This is a genomic window from Afifella pfennigii DSM 17143 (assembly GCF_000688515.1).
Classification (GTDB): domain Bacteria; phylum Pseudomonadota; class Alphaproteobacteria; order Rhizobiales; family Afifellaceae; genus Afifella; species Afifella pfennigii.
In genome coordinates this window covers 122892-139746 of the sequence record NZ_JHZK01000004.1, presented here as the reverse complement: position 1 = coordinate 139746, position 16855 = coordinate 122892, and the positions used below count along the sequence as shown (strand labels likewise).

General features: G+C 67.8%; 15 protein-coding genes and 2 pseudogenes. 10 read left to right on the top strand and 7 right to left on the bottom strand.

Features of this window, described 5'->3' with window-relative positions:
- The first annotated feature begins 59 nt into the window (after nucleotides 1-59).
- From Q331_RS20105 to upp, 10 genes are all read left to right on the top strand, one after another.
- Nucleotides 60-551 carry a CAP domain-containing protein gene (locus Q331_RS20105; RefSeq protein WP_034491171.1) on the top strand — a complete coding sequence of 164 codons (492 nt, stop codon included), beginning with the start codon at nucleotides 60-62 and terminating at the stop codon, nucleotides 549-551.
- 327 nt (nucleotides 552-878) lie between these two features.
- A complete protein-coding gene (locus Q331_RS20100) occupies nucleotides 879-2501 on the top strand; it encodes an ABC transporter ATP-binding protein (protein ID WP_051630663.1) in 1623 nt (540 codons plus the stop codon).
- The gene (locus Q331_RS0105305) at nucleotides 2498-3637 is read left to right on the top strand and encodes an ABC transporter permease (protein WP_026379829.1); all 1140 of its coding nucleotides are present in this window, start codon (nucleotides 2498-2500) and stop codon (nucleotides 3635-3637) included. The genes Q331_RS20100 and Q331_RS0105305 overlap by 4 nt, the downstream gene beginning before the upstream one ends.
- A 46-nt stretch (nucleotides 3638-3683) precedes the next feature.
- Nucleotides 3684-4652 (top strand): ABC transporter permease, encoded by a 969-nt coding sequence (locus Q331_RS0105300; protein ID WP_026379828.1) that lies wholly within the window; start codon nucleotides 3684-3686, stop codon nucleotides 4650-4652.
- Nucleotides 4652-5053, top strand: a complete 402-nt coding sequence (cdd, locus tag Q331_RS0105295; protein WP_026379827.1) for a cytidine deaminase — start codon at nucleotides 4652-4654, stop codon at nucleotides 5051-5053. Before Q331_RS0105300 ends, cdd begins: the two co-directional genes overlap by 1 nt.
- Nucleotides 5050-5865: a purine-nucleoside phosphorylase gene (locus Q331_RS0105290; protein ID WP_034491103.1), complete on the top strand. Its 816-nt coding sequence runs from the start codon at nucleotides 5050-5052 to the stop codon at nucleotides 5863-5865. Before cdd ends, Q331_RS0105290 begins: the two co-directional genes overlap by 4 nt.
- Nucleotides 5862-7178 (top strand): thymidine phosphorylase, encoded by a 1317-nt coding sequence (gene deoA / locus Q331_RS0105285; RefSeq protein WP_026379825.1) that lies wholly within the window; start codon nucleotides 5862-5864, stop codon nucleotides 7176-7178. The genes Q331_RS0105290 and deoA overlap by 4 nt, the downstream gene beginning before the upstream one ends.
- Nucleotides 7178-8398, top strand: coding sequence for a phosphopentomutase (locus Q331_RS0105280; RefSeq protein WP_026379824.1), 1221 nt, complete (start codon nucleotides 7178-7180; stop codon nucleotides 8396-8398). Before deoA ends, Q331_RS0105280 begins: the two co-directional genes overlap by 1 nt.
- A 7-nt stretch (nucleotides 8399-8405) precedes the next feature.
- The gene (add, locus tag Q331_RS0105275) at nucleotides 8406-9398 is read left to right on the top strand and encodes an adenosine deaminase (protein ID WP_026379823.1); all 993 of its coding nucleotides are present in this window, start codon (nucleotides 8406-8408) and stop codon (nucleotides 9396-9398) included.
- Nucleotides 9399-9436: 38 nt separating this feature from the next.
- Nucleotides 9437-10075, top strand: coding sequence for a uracil phosphoribosyltransferase (gene upp, locus Q331_RS0105270; RefSeq protein ID WP_026379822.1), 639 nt, complete (start codon nucleotides 9437-9439; stop codon nucleotides 10073-10075).
- Between the two features lie 160 nt (nucleotides 10076-10235).
- Here the strand turns inward: upp and phoB are convergent, their stop codons facing one another.
- From phoB to Q331_RS0105240, 7 genes and pseudogenes are all read right to left on the bottom strand, one after another.
- The gene (gene phoB / locus Q331_RS0105265; RefSeq protein WP_210164910.1) at nucleotides 10236-10937 is read right to left on the bottom strand and encodes a phosphate regulon transcriptional regulator PhoB; all 702 of its coding nucleotides are present in this window, start codon (nucleotides 10935-10937) and stop codon (nucleotides 10236-10238) included.
- Nucleotides 10938-10948: 11 nt separating this feature from the next.
- Complete coding sequence (gene phoU, locus Q331_RS0105260; protein ID WP_026379820.1) at nucleotides 10949-11647, bottom strand: phosphate signaling complex protein PhoU; 699 nt, start codon at nucleotides 11645-11647, stop codon at nucleotides 10949-10951.
- Nucleotides 11648-11664: 17 nt separating this feature from the next.
- Nucleotides 11665-12546 carry a phosphate ABC transporter ATP-binding protein PstB gene (gene pstB, locus Q331_RS0105255; RefSeq protein WP_084174783.1) on the bottom strand — a complete coding sequence of 294 codons (882 nt, stop codon included), beginning with the start codon at nucleotides 12544-12546 and terminating at the stop codon, nucleotides 11665-11667.
- 18 nt (nucleotides 12547-12564) lie between these two features.
- Nucleotides 12565-13485 (bottom strand): annotated as a pseudogene (gene pstA / locus Q331_RS24120) (phosphate ABC transporter permease PstA); the annotation flags it as partial.
- Nucleotides 13486-13914: 429 nt separating this feature from the next.
- Nucleotides 13915-14388: pseudogene (locus Q331_RS24115) on the bottom strand (DUF3333 domain-containing protein); the annotation flags it as partial.
- Nucleotides 14381-15766, bottom strand: a complete 1386-nt coding sequence (pstC, locus tag Q331_RS0105245) for a phosphate ABC transporter permease subunit PstC (RefSeq protein WP_026379817.1) — start codon at nucleotides 15764-15766, stop codon at nucleotides 14381-14383. The gene pstC and the pseudogene Q331_RS24115, both read right to left, overlap by 8 nt.
- 75 nt (nucleotides 15767-15841) lie before the next feature.
- Nucleotides 15842-16855, bottom strand: a complete 1014-nt coding sequence (locus Q331_RS0105240; protein ID WP_245615512.1) for a substrate-binding domain-containing protein — start codon at nucleotides 16853-16855, stop codon at nucleotides 15842-15844.

Sequence of the window (16855 nt, the reverse complement as noted above, 5' to 3'; positions counted from 1 at the left end):
GCCTGAATCGCCTTTGGTTTCTTCCGCCGCATCTGATTGCGCAGATCGCCCGAGCTCACATGCCACGCCCGAAATCTTTCCTCCTCCTCGTTCTCTTGCTCGCCGCCTGTGCCGGCCCGTCCCAAATGTTCGAGGCGCGGAATGTGCCGGTCGACGCCGCGGCGATGCGGGCGATGGTCACGGAGTACCGGGCGGCGAGCGGGCTCGGCCCGGTCGCCGTCTCGCCGGTTCTGAACGAAGCCGCCGAGCGCCAGGCGCTGGCCATGGCGCGCGAGAACGACATCAGCCACGACGTCGCCGGCCGGCTGCCGAAGCGGGTGGCCGCACTCGGCTACGATTGGGGCGCCATGGCGGAAAATCTCGGCGGCGGCTATCGGAGCGCCGCGGCCGCTTTTGAGGGTTGGGTCGCCTCGCCCGAGCACGAGAAGAACCTTCGCAACCCGTATGTGACCGAGATCGGCATCGGTGCGGCCGTCGCGCCCGCCGCCCGTTCCGGCGCCTTCTACGCCCTCATCCTCGGCGTGGAGCGCAGCGACATGGCGCGGCGGTGAGGGCAGGGCGGAACGGCATGGATGCCAAGGTCGAGCCTTGGCATGAGGGCACTCTCTGACGTGGCTCAGCCTCTGTTGTCGTCCTGGCCGGACCTGACCCGGCCATCCATGCCTCGGCGCGCCAGGCGGCATGTGGAGGGAAAAGGTATCGCCCCGCCCCCCTCTCGCGCCTGAGAGAAGACGCCGCGCGCGCCACAAACTCCCCTCCTTCCCTTCGAGACGGTGGCCCGGCGCCGTGCGTCTCCGCCGTGAAGCCTCGCCGTTTTCGGCGTGCAAGGCGCCGCGCCTCGTGCCAGGATGGCCGAACGCCGAGATCGCCGGGCCTTGATGAACGACCGAGAACCCGCCGCAGCAGCCACAGAGCCCGCCGGGCCGCCGGCGATCGAGCTCATCGGCATCGATAAGAGCTTCGGCGCCGTCAGAGCCAATCGCGACATCCACCTGAAGGTCGCCGAGGCCACCATCCACGGCATTGTCGGCGAGAACGGCGCCGGCAAATCGACGCTGATGTCGATCCTCTACGGCTTCTACCAGGCCGATCGCGGCGAGATCGTCGTGCGCGGCAGGAAGGTCGCCATCGCCTCCCCGGACGACGCCATCGCCGCCGGCATCGGCATGGTCCATCAGCATTTCATGCTGGTGGATAACTTCACCGTGCTGGAGAACGTCATCCTCGGCGCCGAGGGCGGCGCGCTTCTGCGCGAGGGCGTCGCCATGGCCCGCGCCGAACTGACCCGCCTGGAGAGGGAATACGAGCTGCAGGTGGATCCGGACGCGCCCGTCGGCGAGCTACCCGTCGGCCTGCAGCAGCGCGTGGAGATCCTGAAGGCCCTCTATCGCGGCGCCGATACCCTCATCCTCGACGAGCCGACGGGCGTTCTCACCCCCTCCGAAGCCGACCATCTCTTCCGCATCCTCCGCCAGCTGAAGGAGCAGGGAAAGACGGTCATCCTCATCACCCATAAGCTGCGCGAGATCATGGCCGTGACCGATAGGGTCTCCGTCATGCGCCGCGGCGAGATCGTGGGCACGCTGAAGACCGCCGAGACCGGCCCGGAAGAGCTTGCCGAGCTGATGGTCGGCCGGCGCGTCCTGTTGCGGGTGGAAAAGGCCGAGGCGGCCCCCGGCGCGCCGCTCTTGAGAGTAGAGAACCTCACACTCGTCGATGCGCGCGGCGTGAAGCGCCTCGACGACGTTTCCCTTACCGTGCGCGCCGGCGAGATTGTCGGCATCGCCGGCGTTTCCGGCAACGGCCAGTCTGAGCTCCTGGAGGTGATCGCCGGCATCCGGCCCGCCACCTCCGGCGCCGTCTTCCTGGCGGATGGCAGCGACCTTGCGCGCTCCGCCGATCCGGCGCGGCGGCGGCAAGGTGGCCTCGCACACGTGCCGGAGGACCGCCGCCGCATGGGTCTCGTCATGGCCTTCGAGGAGAACGAGAGCGCCATCTTGGGCTATCACGACGACCCGCTTTATCGCAGCGGCGCCTTCCTGAGCCGCGAGAAGGTCCGCGCCGACGCGCGCGACAAGATCCGCCGCTACGACATCCGCCCGCCCGATTGCCGGCTTCTGACCGAGAATTTTTCGGGCGGCAACCAGCAGAAGATCGTTCTTGCCCGCGAGATGGAACGCGGCCCCGACGTGCTCCTCGTCGGTCAGCCGACCAGGGGCGTCGACATCGGCGCCATCGAGTTCATTCACCGCCAGCTCGTGGCGATGCGCGACGCCGGCAAGGCGATCCTGCTCGTCTCCGTGGAGCTCGACGAGATCAGGGCCTTGTCGGACCGTATCCTGGTCATGTTCGCCGGCCGCATCGTCGGCGAGCGCGGCCCCGATGCCGGCGAGGGCGAACTCGGCCTGATGATGGCCGGTATCGAGCAAGCCGGGGCGGCCGATGGCCGTTCCGGGCCGGTCGTTCCCGGCCTTGCGCTTAAGGGAGTGCCTACCCGGTGAGCGCGCCTGCCGCCAAGCTGCCGCTCTGGGTGGAGGTCGGCCTCATCCCGCTCGTAAATGTCGCCGTCGCCTTCCTGGTCGCCGGTCTCGTCGTCCTCTTCATCGGCGAGAGCCCGCTGCAGGCGGTGAGAATCCTTCTTTGGGGCGCGCTCGGCTTCGGCGAGGGCATCGGCTTCACGCTCTTCTACACCACGAACTTCATCTTTACCGGGCTCGCTGTCGCCGTCGCCTTCCATGCCGGCCTCTTCAATATCGGCGGCGAGGGCCAGGCCTATCTCGGCGGCCTCGGCGCGGCGCTGGCGGCGCTGGCGCTCGACCGGGTCGTTCCCTGGTACGTGACCTTTCCGCTCGCCATCTGCGGCGCGGCGCTGTTCGGGGCCGCCTGGGCCTTCATCCCGGCCTGGCTGCAGGCACGACGTGGCAGCCACATCGTCATCACGACGATCATGTTCAACTTCATCGCCTCTTCGCTGATGGTCTGGCTCCTCGTCGACCATCTCTCGCCGGCCGGCTCCATGCAGCCGGAGACGCGCACCTTCGCCGCCGGCGGAGCGCTGCCGGAGCTGGGGCCGCTTTTCGGGCTGTTCGGCGCCGATATGGGCGCCGCGCCGGCCAATATCTCGCTCTTCCTGGCGCTTTTCGCCTGTCTCGCCGTCTATCTCTTCATCTGGAGGACGCGCCTTGGCTATGAGATCCGCGCCACCGGCCTTAACCCGACGGCGGCCGTCTATGCCGGCATCTCGACCGTCAAGGTGACGCTTGTGGCCATGTTTCTCTCCGGCGCCCTTGCCGGCATGATGGCCCTCAATCCGGTGCTGGGCGAGCAGCAGCGCCTGCAGATCGATTTCGTGCAAGGGGCGGGCTTCGTTGGCATCGCCGTGGCGCTGATGGGAAGGGCGCATCCGCTCGGCGTCGTCCTGGCCGCCTTCCTCTTCGGCATGCTCTATCAGGGCGGGGCGGAGCTCGCCTTCGACATGCCCACCATCTCGCGCGATATGATCGTCGTCATCCAGGCGCTGGTCATCCTCTTCGCCGGGGCGCTGGAGCATATGTTCCGGCCCGGCATCGCCCGCGCCTTCGCCCTGATGTCGAGCCCGCAGCGCCGACGCCTGGCGGCCGGGGAGGAGGCGCCGTGAGAACGAATGTCGGCCGCGCCGCGCCGCTTAAGCCGGGGCGGCGCTGATGGATTTTCAGGCCGTCGTCCTTATTCTCGATTCCTCCATCCGGCTGGCGACGCCGCTCCTTCTCGCCTGTCTCGCCGGGCTCTATTCGGAGCGCTCGGGCATTTTCGATATCGGCCTGGAAGGCAAGATGCTTGCCGGCGCCTTCGCCGCCGGCGCGGCCGCCTGGTGGGCCGGCTCGCCCTGGGTGGGCCTTCTCGCCGCGATCTTCGCCTCCGTGGCGCTCGCCCTCGTGCACGGCTTTGCCTCCATCACCCAGCGCGGCAATCAGATCGTCTCCGGCGTTGCCATCAACTTTCTCGCCGCCGGGCTGACGGCGCTCCTCGGCCAGGCATGGTTCGCCGAGGGTGGGCGCACGCCACAGCTGCCCGGCGAGGCGCGCTTTGCCTCGCTCGCCTGGCCGGGCGCGGAGGCGCTGCGCCAGGTGCCCTTCCTCGGCCCCCTCTATGGCGAGCTTCTTTCCGGCCATAACCCCATCGTCTATCTCGGTTTTCTCATGGTGCCCCTCACCTGGTGGGTGCTGTTCAAGACGCGCTTTGGCCTGCGCCTTCGCGCCGTCGGCGAGAACCCGGCCGCCGTCGATACCGCCGGCATCTCCGTCGCCTTCCTGCGCTACCGCGCCGTCATCGTCTGCGGCGTGCTGTGCGGCGCCGCCGGCGCCTATCTCGCCATCGCCCAGTCGGCGGGCTTCATCGTCAACATGACGGCCGGCAAGGGCTTCATCGCGCTCGCCGCCCTCATCTTCGCCAAATGGCGTCCCTGGCCGGCCATGGGCGCCTGTTTCCTCTTCGGTTTTCTCGACGCCATCGCCATACGTCTGCAGGGCGCTTCCGTGCCGATGGTGGGCGAGGTGCCGGTGCAGTTCATGCAGGCGCTACCCTATGTCTTGACGGTGGTGCTGCTGGCCGGCTTCATCGGCCGGGCCGTGCCGCCGAGGGCGGGCGGCATACCCTATGTGAAGGAGCGTTGATGGAGCGCGAGCTCTTTGAGGCCGCCCGCAAGGCGATGCAGCATGCCCATGCCCCCTATTCGGAATTCAGGGTGGGGGCGGCGCTGCGCACGGTTTCCGGCAAGATCTTTGCCGGCTGCAACGTGGAGAATGCCAGCTATCCGGAAGGCTGGTGCGCCGAGACCTCGGCCATCGCGGCCATGGTCACGGCGCTTCCCAAGGCCGAGCGCCGTATCAAGGAAGTCGCCGTCTTCGCTGAGCGCAGGGCCTCCGTCACCCCCTGCGGCGGCTGCCGACAGCGCCTCGCCGAATTCGGCACCCCGCAGACGCTCATCCATCTTTGCGACGAGGACGGGCCGGTCTCCGTCCTCACGCTCGGCGAGCTCCTGCCGCAGGCCTTCGGCATGAAGGGCGTCGGATGAGCCCCGGCGAGATAGCAAGATGCACGGCGGCGAAGATAGCCGAGCGCGCCGGCAGGGCGCCGAAGATCGCGCTCGTTCTCGGCTCGGGTTTGTCGGGTCTGGCGGAGCGCCTGCAAGGGGCCGTCGCCATCCCCTATGGCGAGCTTCACGGCTTTCCCGAACCATCCGTCTCCGGCCATGCCGGTCGGCTCGTCCTCGGCCGCCTCGGCGGCACCGACATCGCCGTCCTTGCCGGCCGCACGCATTACTACGAGCACGGGCGCGCCGATGCGATGCGCCCGGCGCTGGAGGCGCTCGCCGCCCTTGGCGTGGAAACCCTCTTCTTGACCAACGCCGCCGGCAGCCTGCATGAAGATATGCCCCCAGGCTCCTTGATGCAGATCGTCGACCATATCAGCCTTTTCGGCGCCAACCCCTTGGTAGGCGAGCCGACCGACCGGCGCTTCGTCGGCATGAGCGAGGCCTATGACCGCAAGCTCGCCCTGCGCCTTGCCGGCGAGGCGGCGGCGGAAGCCATCGAGCTCTTTCAGGGCGTCTATATGTGGGTGAGCGGCCCCTCCTTCGAGACGCCGGCGGAGATCCGTGCCGCCCATGCGCTCGGCGCCGACGCGGTCGGCATGTCGACGGTGCCGGAGGTCATTCTGGCGCGCTTTCTTGGCATGCGCGTCGCCGCCTTTTCCGTCATCACCAACCTTGCCGCCGGCATGAGCGGGCGCGAGCTCTCCCACGAGGAGACCAAGCGGTTGGCGCCGGAGGGCGGACGCAAGCTGGAGGCGCTGCTGACCGGCTATTTCGCCAGGGTGCCGGCATGAGCTTCCTGCCGCAGGAACTGATCCGCAAGAAGCGCGACGGCGGGGCGCTTTCCCCCGAGGAGGTCGCCTTCTTCGTCAAGGGCCTTGCCGAGGAGACCATCGGCGAGGGGCAGGTGGCCGCGCTCGCCATGGCCGTCTTCTTCAACGGCATGGAGCCGGAGGAGACCGTGGCGCTGACGCGCGCCATGACCGCTTCCGGCAAGACGCTTTCCTGGGATGGCGCGGCCGGCCCGGTGCTCGACAAGCATTCCAGCGGCGGCGTCGGCGACAACGTTTCGCTGATGCTTGCTCCGATCGTCGCGGCGGCCGGCGGCGTCGTGCCGATGATTTCCGGGCGCGGCCTCGGCCATACCGGCGGCACGCTCGACAAGCTCGATGCCATTCCCGGCTACCGGAGCCAGCCGGATCTTGCCGCCTTCCGCCATGCGGTTGCCGAGGCCGGCTGCGCCATCATCGGCCAGACCGCCGATCTCGCCCCGGCGGACAAGCGCCTCTACGCCATCCGCGACGTCACCGCGACGGTGGAATCGCTGCCGCTCATCACCGCCTCCATCCTGTCGAAGAAGCTCGCCGCCGGGCTTGACGGCCTGGTCCTCGACGTCAAATGCGGCTCCGGCGCCTTCATGGCGAGGCTGGAGGAAGCGCGCGCGCTCGCCAAAAGCCTCGTCACTGTCGCCAAGGGTGCCGGCCTTGCCGCCGCCGCGCTCGTCACCGACATGGACGAGCCGCTCGCCTTCGCCGCCGGCAACGCCGTGGAGGTGAGGAACGCCGCCGACTTCCTCACCGGCGCGCGGCGCGACAAGCGCCTTTATGAGGTGACGCTGGCGCTCGCCGGCGAGATGCTTTGCCTCGGCAAGCTCGCGCCCTCGGCCGCGGAAGGAGAGAGGCTGGCGGCGGCAAGGCTTGAGGACGGGACCGCCGCGGAGCGCTTTCAGAAGATGGTGTCGGCGCTCGGCGGCCCCGCCGATTTCCTGGAGAAGGCGGAACGTCACCTGCCTGCGGCCCCCATCGTGCGCGAGGTCGCGCCGCAGGGCGAGGGTTTCGTCTGCGCCATCGACACGCGCGCGCTCGGCATCGCCGTCATCGGTCTTGGCGGCGGCCGGCGGCGCGCCGAGGACGCCATCGACCATGCGGTCGGCTTGACGGACATCGCCGGCATCGGCGAGGCGGTGGGCAAGGAGCGCCCGCTCGCCCAAATTCATGCCCGCGATACGGACGCGGCGGAGGCGGCATGCCGGGCGGTGCGCGCCGCCTTTCGTCTCGCCGAGGCGGCGCCCGCCGAAAGGCCCCTCATCATGGAAAGGCTTGCCTGATGGCCCGCGGCTTTCTCCTCGTCATGGATTCGCTCGGCATCGGCGGCGCCAGGGATGCTGCCGAATTCGGCGATGCGGGCGCCGACACGCTCGGCCACATCGCCGCCGCCTGCGCCGCCGGCCGCGCCCATTGCGAGGGCCTGCGCTCCGGCGTCCTGCATATCCCCAAGCTCAACCTTCTCGGCATCGGCCGCGCCGCCGAGGCTTCGACGGGCGCCTATCCGGCGGGGCTCGCCTATGTGCAGGCGCCGCAGGCGATCTGGGGCTTTGCGCGCGAGCGCTCGCGCGGCAAGGACACCACGACGGGCCATTGGGAGCTGGCGGGCTGCCCGCTGCGCCGGGCCTGGGGCTATTTCCCCGACGAGGAGCCGGCCTTTCCCGCCGAACTCACCGAGGCGCTGATTGCCGAGGCGGAGCTTCCCGGCATTCTCGGCAATCGTCACGCTTCCGGCACGGCGATCATCGACGAGCTCGGCGAGGAGCATCTGAAGACCGGCAAGCCGATCTGCTACACCTCCGCCGACAGCGTCTTCCAGATAGCCGCCCACGAAGAGGCCTTCGGGCTGGAGCGGCTCTACGAGACCTGCAAGGTGGCGCGCCGGCTCTGCGATGCCTACCGCATCGGCCGCGTCATCGCCCGGCCGTTTCTGGGCGTAAGCCCCGCCGACTTCAAGCGCACCGGCAATCGCCGCGATTTCTCCGTGCCGCCGCCTGCGCGCACCCTTCTCGACGAGGCCAGGGAGGCGGGCCGCGATGTCTGGGCGGTCGGCAAGATCGCCGATATCTTCGCCGGGCGCGGCGTGACGAAGGTCCTGAAGGCGCCGGACAATGACAGCCAGTTCGCCCGCACGCTGGAAGCGGCGGAGAAGGCGAGGGACGGCGACCTCATCGTCACCAACTTCATCGACTTCGATCAGATCTACGGCCATCGCCGCGACGTCGCCGGCTATGCGGAGGCGCTGGAAGCCTTCGACCGCCGCCTGCCGGATCTGACCGCCGCCCTGAGACCCGGCGATCTCGTCATCCTCACCGCCGACCATGGCAACGATCCGACCTGGAGCGGCACCGACCACACCCGCGAGAACGTGCCGGTGCTCGCCTTCGGACCGGGTATCGAGGGGCGCTGCGCCGGCGAGCTGAAGACTTTCGCCGATGTCGGCCAGACGCTCGCCGCCCATCTCGCCTTGCCGCCGCTCACGGCCGGCACCAGCTTGATGTAGGCGCCGCTTGTCGGTCCCGCTCGCCGAGCTGCATTGCCATATCGAGGGCACCTTGCCGGTGACCCTCGCGCGCGAGCTGGCGGCCCGCGAGGGTGTGGACATCTCCGGTCTCGTCGATGGCGAGCGCTATCTCTGGCATGGCTTCACCGGATTTCTGGCCGCCTACGATCGGGCCACCTGCCTTCTGAACCGTCCGGAGGATTACCGCCGGCTGACCGAGCTCTATCTGACGGGGATCGCCGGTGACGGCGCCATCTACGCCGAGCTCTTCCTCGCCCCGGACGATGCGCAGCGCGCCGGCATGTCCTATGCGGCCTGTCTGGAAGGCGTGGCGGAGGGCGTTCGCCGCGCCAGGGCCGCCACCGGGATTGAGGCGCGTCTCGTCGCCCATATCCTGCGCCAGAACGGACCGGGGCGCGCCCTCGCGGCGGTGAAGACGGTGCTCGCCCATCCGCATCCGCTCGTCACCGGTATCGGTCTTGCCGGCGACGAGCGCACCTATCTTGCCGCCGAATTCGCGCCGGCCTTTCGGATGGCTGCCGAGGCCGGGCTTGGCTGCACCGCCCATGCCGGCGAGGTCTGCGGACCGCAAAGCGTGCGCCATGTCCTCGATGCCCTGCCGGTGACCCGCATCGGCCACGGCGTTGCCGCGGCGGGGGAGCCGGAGCTGATGGCGCGCCTTGCCGGCGAGGGCATCGTCCTGGAGGTCTGCCCCGGCTCCAACGTCGCGCTCGGCCTATATCCCGACCGGGCCGCCCATCCCCTGGCGAGGCTGATGGCGGCGGGCGTGCGCGTGACGCTGAATTCCGACGACCCGCCGTTCTTCGGCACCTCGCTGGCGCGCGAATACACCGCGACGGCGGCGGTGCTGGGCCTTGGCGAGGAAGCGATGACAGGCTTCACCCGCACGGCGATCGAGGCCGCCTTCCTCGACGAGGCGACGCGGGCGCGGCTGTTGCGACAGATGGCGCCGGTTGAGGCGGATAGCTTTCAGGCTTAGCAGGCTGTTGAAGAACGGCGGAAAGAAGGAGGAGGCGCATGACGGAGCGAGAAGGGGTCACGGTCGTCGATCATCCGCTGGTGCAGCACAAGCTCACCATCATGCGCGACAAGAACACCTCCACGGCCTCCTTCCGGCGGCTTCTGCGCGAGATCGCGGCGCTTCTGACCTATGAGGCGACGCGCGATCTGGAGCTGACGACGACACGGATCGAAACGCCGCTGGCCGAGATCGTGGCGCCGACCCTGTCGGGCAAGAAGCTCGTCTTCGCCTCCATCCTGCGCGCCGGCAACGGTCTCCTGGAAGGCATGCTCGACCTCGTTCCCGCCGCCCGCGTCGCCCATATCGGCCTTTACCGCGACCCGAAGACGCTGCAGCCGGTCGAATATTACTTCAAGGCGCCGGAGGGGCTTCACGAGCGCGTCGTCATCGCCGTCGACCCGATGCTGGCGACGGCCAATTCCGCGATCGCCGCCGTGCATCGTCTGAAGGAGCGCGGCGCCAACGATTTGCGTTTCGTCTGTCTTCTGGCCGCGCCGGAGGGCGTCGATGCCTTCCGCGCCGCCCATCCGGACGTGCCGGTCGTGACGGCCTCGATCGACAGCCATCTCGACGATCACGGCTATATCGTGCCGGGCCTCGGCGATGCCGGCGACCGCATGTATGGCACCAAATAGGCCTCGCTGGCCGTTGGCCGCGGCAACTCGGTGCGCTGTCGGCATGGCCGGGTTCGCTCCCCCCGCGTCGTCGCTATGGCCGGTTCGCTCCCCCCGGCCATCCATGCCTCGGCCGCCCGGCTCGCTCGGAGGCAAGGAAGTCGACGCCACCGAAGCCGGCTCAGTTCGTCACGAATTGCTCGTTGAGCGAATAGCCGGCGCCGCGCACGGTGCGGATCGGGTCGCGCATGCGTCCGCGATTGATGGCCTTTCTGAGCCGGCCGATATGCACGTCGACGGTGCGCTCGTCGACATAGACGTCGCGGCCCCAGACGCCGTTGAGGAGCTGCTCGCGCGTGAAGACGCGGCCCGGACTGCGCATCAGGAATTCCAGAAGCCGGAACTCCGTCGGCCCGAGATGGATCTCGCGCCCGCCGCGGAAGACGCGCAGCGTCTCGCGGTCGAGCTCGATATCGCCGGCGGCGAGCTTGTCGGACACCATCTCCGGTCTCGCCCGGCGCAACAGCGCCTTCACCCGCGCCATCAGCTCCGGCACGGAGAAGGGCTTGACGACGTAATCGTCGGCGCCTGTCGCCAGCCCGCGGATGCGCTCGTCCTCCTCGCCGCGCGCCGTCAGCATGATGATGGGAAGGCGCGCCGTCGCCTCGCGCATTCTGAGCCGCCGGCACAATTCGATGCCGGAAAGCCCGGGCAGCATCCAGTCCAGGACGAGGATGTCGAAGGCCTCCTCCATCAACAGCAGCTCCGCGTCGTCGCCGCGCGCCACCGCCTCCACGGCGTATCCCTCCGCCTCCAGATTGTAGCGCAGGAGCAGCGTCAGCGGCTCCTCGTCCTCCACCACGAGAATGCGCGGGATCTGCATGGCCGATGCGCTCACATCGTATGCAGGATACCGGCGCGCTCCATACGCTCCATCGGCTTGCCGGTGACGAGATAGAAGATGGTCTCGGCGATGTTGGTCGCATGGTCGCCGATGCGCTCGATGTTCTTGGCGCAGAAGAGAAGATGCGTGCACATGCCGATATTGCGCGGGTCTTCCATCATATAGGTTAGCATCTCGCGGAACAGCGACACATAGATGGCGTCGATCTCGTCGTCGGCGCGCCAGACGGCCCGCGCCTTGTCGGTGTCGCGCGCCCCATAGGCGTCGAGCACGTCCTTTAGCTGCTTGAGAGCGAGTGAGGACAGATGGTCGACGCCGCGCCGCAAGGTCTGCGAGATGCGTTGATCCTCGATGGCGAGCGCCCGTTTGGCGATGTTCTTGGAAAGATCGCCCACCCGCTCCAGATCGTTGGAGATGCGGATGGCGGAAATGGTCTCGCGCAGGTCCTGCGCCATCGGCTGGCGCTTGGCGATGACCAGGATCGCGTGCTCCTCGATCTCCGTGTGCAGCCGGTTGATCTGCCGGTCTCCGGAGACGACCTGCTGGGCGAGGTCGGTGTTGCTGGTCAAAAGCGCGGCGACGGATTCCTCAAATTGCTGTTCCACGAGGCCGCCCATCTCCGCGATGGAGCGCGCCAGCTCGCGCAGCTCCTCATCGTAGGAGGTGACGATATGATCGGAACTGGACACTTTTCTCTCCTCCCTGGTCAGCCGAAGCGACCGGTGATGTAGTCCTGCGTACGCTTGTCCGTCGGGTTGGTGAACATCACGTCCGTCGGCCCTTCCTCCACCAGATAGCCGAGATGGAACATGGCGGTGCGCTGCGACACGCGCGCCGCCTGCTGCATGGAATGGGTGACGATGACGATGGTGTAGTTCTCGCGCAATTCGTCGATGAGTTCCTCCACCTTCGCCGTGGCGATGGGGTCGAGCGCCGAGCAGGGCTCGTCCATGAGGATGACTTCCGGGCTGACGGCGATGGCGCGGGCGATGCAAAGACGCTGCTGCTGGCCGCCGGAAAGCCCGGTTCCTGGCTCGTCCATGCGGTCCTTCACCTCCTCAAACAGGCCGGCGCGCTGCAAGGAATGCACGACGATCTCATCGAGCTCGCGCTTGTTGCGGGCGAGCCCGTGGATGCGCGGCCCATAGGCGACGTTCTCGAAGATGGTTTTGGGGAAGGGGTTCGGCTTCTGGAAGACCATGCCGACCCGGGCTCGAAGCTCCACTACGTCGACGCCGGTCTCGTAGATATCCTCGCCGTCGAGCATGATGCGGCCGGTGACGCGGGCGATGTCGATCGTATCGTTCATCCGGTTGAGACAGCGAAGATAGGTTGACTTGCCACAGCCCGAGGGGCCGATCAGCGCCGTCACCTGCCGCTCGCGGATATCGAGATCGACGTCGAACAGCGCCTGCTTGTCGCCGTAGAAGACGCAGACCTTCTCCGTCTTCACCTTGATGTCGTGCTCGCCCTGCGCCTTCTCGGCGGCGTGCTGGGCCTGCGGGATGACGGTCTTTTCGGCCGCCTTGTTGGGATCGGCGCTCACGGCGGCCTCCGGCTTGTGCTCTGGGCTGTAGGTTTCCGTCATGACTTTCCCCTTGTGAGGCTACCAGCGCCGCTCGAAGCGCTTGCGCAGGATGACCGCCAGAGCGTTCATGACAACAAGGAACGCCAGCAGCACCATGATGGCGGCCGATGTCTTCTGTTGGAAGGCGGCTTCCGGGAAATCTGCCCACATGAAGATCTGCACCGGCAGCACCGTGGCCGGGTCGAAGAAGCCGCCGGGTATGTCGACGATGAAGGCGACCATGCCGATCATCAGAAGCGGCGCGGTCTCGCCGAGCGCCTGCGCCATGCCGATAATGGTGCCGGTCATGATGCCGGGCATGGCGAGCGGCAGGACATGGTGGAAGACGGTCTGGATCTTGGAGGCGCCGACGCCGAGCGCCGCCTCGCGGATGGAGGGCGGCACAGCTTTCAGGGCGGCGCGCGAGGCGATGATGATCGTCGGCAGCGTCATCAGGGCGAGCACCATGCCGCCCGCCACCGGCGCGGAGCGCGGCAGGCCGAAGAAATTGAGGAAGACGGCAAGGCCGAGAAGGCCGAAGACGATGGAGGGCACGGCGGCGAGGTTGTTGATGTTGACCTCGATGAGGTCCGTCCAGCGGTTCTTCGGCGCGAATTCTTCCAGATAGATGGCCGAGGCGACGCCGAGCGGGAAGGCCAGCATCAGCGTCACGAGCAGCGTGAAGACGGAGCCGACCACGGCGCCGAGAATGCCGGCCATCTCCGCCTCGCGGCTGGCGCCGCGGGTGAAGAAGATGGTGTTGATCTGCCGCTCGATGAGCCCGGCCGCCTCAAGGTGATCGACATAGGCGATCTCCTGGTCGCTCACCTGCCGGCGCGCCTCCGGCACGGGCAGGCGGATGATCGACCATTCGCCGGCGGGCGCCGGAGCTTCGCTTTGGAGCGGCACCAGGACACGTCCCTCCATGCCGCTGGTGCCGATGGCGGTCGCCTTGACGACGCCGCCGTTGATGCGCACCAGATAGGAGGGCATCGCCGAGGTCAGCGTCTCTTGCGCGTTGGCGGCGGCGATGCGCGCCTCGAGCCCGGCGATCTCCTCGTTGAGCCGCTGCAGCTGGCCGGCAAGCGAGGCGAGATCCGCCTCCGCGCCGTCGAGCTCGCGCTGGCGTTCTTCGCGTTCCTCCGCTCCCCCCTCCGCAACAGCCTCTTGAAGGCGCTCCACCTGGGCCTGTTGGCGCTCCACGGCCGAGGTGCGGAAGCGGGCATCGCGACGCAGCCGAACCGCCTGCGCCTCCAGGTCCTGCTTGGCTTTTTGCAGGATGGCCGAAAAGCCGTTGGCGGTGGTCGTGATGGAGATGTTTCCGGTGGTGCCGCTCGGCGTGGCCTCGCCCGGCGCTGCGAACGTCTCGGGCTTGACGATGAGCCCCTTCAGATAGAGGTCGACCGTGTCGGAGACCGGCAGGGCGATCTGGCGGGTCGCGCCGACGAGCTCCGGCTCTTCCAGCACCTTCTCGCGCAGCAGGATGTCGGCGCCGCTGGAGAGGACGCCGCGCGCCGTGCGGCGCTCGTTGCGCCCTTCGGCGAAGGGAAGTTGCGCTTCTATGGCGTCTGCGACGACGCTGCGGAAGTTCGATTGGAAGAGGTCGTCCTCGTCGATGTTCTCGCCGGAAAGCTCCAGCGGCAGTGTCGCGTAATGATAGGTGAAGGCCGGGATACCCTGGCTCACCACCGTGTACAGCAGAATGACGAGGAACAGCCCGGCCAGAAGCACGGCGCCGAGGCCGAGGAAGCGGAAATTGCGCTCCGCCGCGTAGCGCTTGGTCAGACGCCGCCGCGCCTCCGCCGAAGTATGGATGGCGCGCCCATCCTCCAGCGCCGGTTTTGCCGAAGCGAGATCAGTCATAGCGCTCTCTGTATTTCTGCACCACGCGCAGGGCGACGACGTTGAGGGTGAGGGTCACGCAAAACAGGACGAGGCCGAGCGCGAATGCGGCGAGCGTCTTGGCGCTGTCGAATTCCTGGTCGCCGACGAGAAGGGTGACGATCTGCACGGTTACCGTCGTCACCGCTTCCAGTGGATTGGCGGTGAGGTTGGCGCCGAGCCCGGCGGCCATGACGACGATCATCGTCTCGCCGACGGCGCGGCTGACGGCCAAGAGAAGCGCCGAGACGATGCCAGGCAGGGCTGCCGGCATGACGACGCGGCGGATGGTCTCCGCCTTGGTGGCGCCGAGGCCGGCCGAGCCGTCGCGCAGCGATTGCGGCACGGCGTTGATGACGTCGTCCGACAGCGAGGAGACGAAGGGGATGATCATGATCCCCATGACGACGCCGGCGGCCAGCGCCGATTCAGATGAGACCGACAGGCCGATGGATTCGCCCGAGCGGCGGATGAAGGGCGCGACGGTGAGGGCGGCGAAGAAGCCGTAGACCACGGTCGGGATGCCGGCGAGCACCTCCAGGACCGGCTTGGCGACGGCACGGAACTGTTTGGAGGCGTAGTCGGAGAGATAGATCGCCGACATGAGGCCGACGGGAGCGGCCACCAGCATGGCGATGGCGGTGATGAGCAGCGTGCCGGCGAAAAGCGGCACGGCGCCGAAGACATCCGGATTGGTTCGCGCCTCCGCGCCGGCGCCGACGAAGGCGCTCTGCGGCGACCAGTGCAGGCCGAAGAGGAAGTCGAAGAGGGGCACCTTCTGGAAGAAGCGCAGCGATTCGAAGATCAGCGACAGGACGATGCCGATCGTCGTCAGGATCGCCACCACGGAGCAGGCGATCAGCACGACCATGATCGTGCGCTCGACGAATTGGCGCGTGCGCTTGCGCAACGAGATGGTGCGCCAGGCGAGAAGGAAGCCGGCGCCGGCAAGCATCGTCAGAACGATGCCGAGGATGATCTCCGCTGTTGCGGCGAGGCTGCGGTAGACTTCCGCGGCCGCTTCCGTCTGTGGCGTCGGCGTGCCGTAGATGGAGCCCTCCGCCAGCTGCCGTGCATCGCGCATGAAGGCTTCGCGCTGCGGCATGGAGAGGCCGGAGAGCACCTCGTCGAAACGGGCGGCGACCATCATGTCGAGGATGCGCCCACCGAGGAGGAGCCAGAGGATGAGGAGGATGAGGGCAGGGCCCGCGGCCAGGATCAGCGCGTAGCCGCCGTGATAAGAGGGCCGCGAATGCAGCGTGGAGATCTGCGGGCCCGCGAGCGCGACCGCGCGGCGGCTGCCGGCGACGAACGCGATCATGGCGACGCCGATAAGGGCGATGAAAAAACTCGACAGCATGCTTGGCTTGTCCGCCCGGGGTCGGAAAGTGCCCGGCCGCCTCAAGGGCGGCCGGACGGAACGACGGAACGCGGCTTACATGGAAAGCGGCGTCATGTTCTCCACCGCGTCGCGGTTGGAGGCGCGCGCCTCTTCCGGCAGCGGGATGAGGCCGAGCTCGGTAAGGTAGCCGTCGGCGCCGAAGGCTTCCTCGGAGGTGAACTCCTGGGCGTATTCGGCGATGCCCGGGATGGTGCCGACATGCTCCTTCTTGATGTAGAAGTAGAGCGAGCGGGAGACCGGATAATCGCCGGAGGCGATGAGATCGAAGCTCGGCTCCACGCCGTCGACGATGGCGCCCTTGATGACGTTGGAGTTCTGATCGAGGAAGGAGAAGCCGAAGATGCCGACCGCCTGCGGGTTGGCCTCGAGCTTCTGCACGATCAGGTTGTCGTTCTCTCCGGCTTCCACATAGGCGCCGTCCTCGCGGATCTCGCTGCAGACATCGGCGGCCTCGACGGCCTCGGCGCAGGCCTCTTCCATGACCAGTTCCACGAAGGCGTCGCGCGTGCCGGAGGTCGGGGGCGGGCCGAGAACCTCGATTTTCTCGTTCGGCAGGGCCGGGTCGATATCCGACCAATTCTGGTTCGGGTTCGGCTGCAGGTTGCCGTCGGCGTCCGGCAGCTGCTTGGCGAGCGCCTGGAAGATCTGTTCGCGCGTCAGCGAGAGGTCGGGGCCGGACATGGCGTTGGCGAGGACGATGCCGTCAAAGCCGACCTTGACCTCCACCGGGGTGACGCCGTTCGAGGTGCAGGTCTCGAACTCCGACTGCTTGATGCGGCGAGAAGCGTTGGTGATGTCCGGGGTGGAGGCGCCGACGCCGCCGCAGAAGAGCTTGAGGCCGCCGCCCGAGCCCGTCGATTCCACGACCGGCGTCTTGAACTGGCTGTTCTTCTGGCCGAAGCGCTCGGCAACCGCCGTGGAGAACGGGAAAACGGTGGAGGAGCCGACGATCTGGATCTGGTCGCGGGACTGAGCTTGCGCGGCGCCGGCCGTGACGGCAACGCCGAGCGCCAGCGTGGCGACGCCGGCAAGAAGCTTGTAAGTCAC

Excerpts from the sequence above, each read along its gene's own strand:
- Q331_RS20100 (WP_051630663.1), top strand. The coding sequence starts at position 879 with ATGAACGACCGAGAACCCGCCGCAGCAGCCACAGAGCCCGCCGGGCCG.
- Q331_RS0105300 (WP_026379828.1), top strand. The coding sequence starts at position 3,684 with ATGGATTTTCAGGCCGTCGTCCTTATTCTCGATTCCTCCATCCGGCTG.
- pstC (WP_026379817.1), bottom strand. The coding sequence starts at position 15,766 with ATGCTGTCGAGTTTTTTCATCGCCCTTATCGGCGTCGCCATGATCGCG.
- upp (WP_026379822.1), top strand. The coding sequence starts at position 9,437 with ATGACGGAGCGAGAAGGGGTCACGGTCGTCGATCATCCGCTGGTGCAG.
- Q331_RS20105 (WP_034491171.1), top strand. The coding sequence starts at position 60 with ATGCCACGCCCGAAATCTTTCCTCCTCCTCGTTCTCTTGCTCGCCGCC.
- Q331_RS0105280 (WP_026379824.1), top strand. The coding sequence starts at position 7,178 with ATGGCCCGCGGCTTTCTCCTCGTCATGGATTCGCTCGGCATCGGCGGC.
- cdd (WP_026379827.1), top strand. The coding sequence starts at position 4,652 with ATGGAGCGCGAGCTCTTTGAGGCCGCCCGCAAGGCGATGCAGCATGCC.
- Q331_RS0105290 (WP_034491103.1), top strand. The coding sequence starts at position 5,050 with ATGAGCCCCGGCGAGATAGCAAGATGCACGGCGGCGAAGATAGCCGAG.
- phoB (WP_210164910.1), bottom strand. The coding sequence starts at position 10,937 with ATGCAGATCCCGCGCATTCTCGTGGTGGAGGACGAGGAGCCGCTGACG.
- pstB (WP_084174783.1), bottom strand. The coding sequence starts at position 12,546 with ATGACGGAAACCTACAGCCCAGAGCACAAGCCGGAGGCCGCCGTGAGC.
- deoA (WP_026379825.1), top strand. The coding sequence starts at position 5,862 with ATGAGCTTCCTGCCGCAGGAACTGATCCGCAAGAAGCGCGACGGCGGG.